This window comes from Micromonospora sp. AMSO12t (assembly GCF_008806585.1).
Lineage (GTDB): Bacteria > Actinomycetota > Actinomycetes > Mycobacteriales > Micromonosporaceae > Micromonospora > Micromonospora reichwaldensis.
In genome coordinates this window covers 1-1,816 of the sequence record NZ_WAAS01000481.1, presented here as the reverse complement: position 1 = coordinate 1,816, position 1,816 = coordinate 1, and the positions used below count along the sequence as shown (strand labels likewise).

Here is a 1,816-nt window from a genome sequence, read left to right as displayed (position 1 = left end):
CCGGCCGCAGAGGAGAGACGCCATGCACGTCGAGAATTCCGCACTGGACCGCCGAACCCTGCTGCGGGCCGGCCTCGGCGCCGCCACGGTCGCGGTCGTCGGCAGCCAACTCGCCCTCCCCGACGCCGCGCAGGCGGACCCCGGCACCGACCTGGACTGGATCTACAGCTGCGACGAGTGGGGCGCGCGCCCGCCGGCGGACCCACTGGCGGTCAGCGCCATCCCCACCAACAAGATCATCGTGCACCACATGGCGTTCCCGAACGTCACCGACTACTCCGAGGCGCAGGCGGTCAAGCTGGCCCGCGACTGCCAGAACCTGCACATGGACGGCAACGGCTGGTCCGACACCGGCCAGCACTTCACGGTCAGCCGCGGCGGGTACGTCATGGAGGGACGCCGGGGCAGCCTGGAGCGGTTGCACGCCGGCGACCGGCAGATGATCTCGGCGCACTGCCCGGGCGAGAACGGCCGGGCCATCGGCATCGAGAACGAGGGCACGTACGTCACCGAGACCCCGCCGGAGGCCCTGCTGGACTCGCTGGTCACGCTCTGCGCGACCATCTGCCGGCAGTACGGGCTGCACGCCCACGACATCTTCGGCCACTGGGACTTCCGCACCACCCTGTGCCCGGGCGCCACCTTCTACCGGCAGTTCCCCGCCCTGCGCCGCCGGGTCTTCGAGGCCCTCGGCACCGACCTCGCCGACGTGCCGGCCCGCCGCTGGCCGGACCTGTGGCGCTTCGTCGGCTCCCCCAGCGTCCGGGTGGTGCAGTACCTGCTGGCCCACCGCGGCTACACCGTGCCGGTCAACAGCGTCTTCGACGCCGCCACCGTCGCCGCGGTGCAGGACTGGCAGCACCGCAACGGCATCGCGGTCGACGTCGACGCCACCCTCACCGCCCCCACCTGGGAGACCCTGGTGCCGGAGCTGGGCGCCCACGCCAGCGGCGCGCCGGTCACCGCCGCGCAGTTCCTGCTCAACTACCGGGGCTACCCCGAGGTTGCCGTCACCGGCGAGTACGACCACGCGACCAGGACGGCCGTCAAGGACGTCCAGCGCCTGCACCGCCTGCCCGCGCACGGCAAGCTCGACCTCGACACCTGGTGCGCGGTCGTCGGCGGCGTCGTACGCCGGTCGTTCCGGGACTGAACACCGTCCGCCGGCCCGTCGGAGCGACCCGCCCCGCGGGCCGGCGAAACGCGGTCGCACCTGACCCGCTCCAGCCTCCTGATCTGCGACGATGAGGCAGTCACGACCGGAGGAGGGTGCTGTGGCGTCTCGACTCAACCCGTACCTCAGCTTCCCGGGCAACGCGCGGGAGGCAATGGAGTTCTACCAGCGCGTGTTCGGCGGTTCCCTGTCGACGAACACGTTCGGTGCGATGGGCACCGACGATCCCGCGCTGGTCGACAAGATCATGCACGCGATGCTGGAGACCGACCGGGGCTTCACCCTGATGGGCTCGGACACCGCGCCGGGAATGGAGCACGACCCCGGCAACAACGTCTCCGTGAGCCTCAGCGGCGACGACGCCGACGACCTGCGCGGCTACTGGGGCAAGCTCACCGAGGGTGGCACGGTGACCGTGCCGCTGGAGAAGCAGATGTGGGGCGACGAGTTCGGCATGTGCGTCGACCGCTACGGCATCGGCTGGATGGTGAACATCGGCCAGCCGCAGGGCTGACGAGGTGTAGCGGCAGCGCGAGCGGGTAGGGACCGCTGTCCGGCGGGCCCGGGCGACACCGCACCGGTGCGCCCCGGCCCGCAGCCGCCGGCCGGAGGGGTGCACCCGATGCTGTCGCCGCCCGCGCA

At 72.0% G+C, this 1,816-nt stretch carries 2 protein-coding genes; both read left to right on the top strand.

What is annotated here, in order from left to right; translation table 11 throughout:
- Positions 1–22 precede the first annotated feature (22 nt).
- Entirely contained in the window at positions 23–1,153 is a 1,131-nt protein-coding gene (locus F6X68_RS32480) for a peptidoglycan-binding protein (RefSeq protein WP_151457811.1), read from the top strand.
- Positions 1,154–1,274: 121 nt separating this feature from the next.
- Positions 1,275–1,688 carry a VOC family protein gene (locus tag F6X68_RS32475; RefSeq protein WP_151457810.1) on the top strand — a complete coding sequence of 138 codons (414 nt, stop codon included), beginning with the start codon at positions 1,275–1,277 and terminating at the stop codon, positions 1,686–1,688.
- Positions 1,689–1,816: the final 128 nt, after the last annotated feature.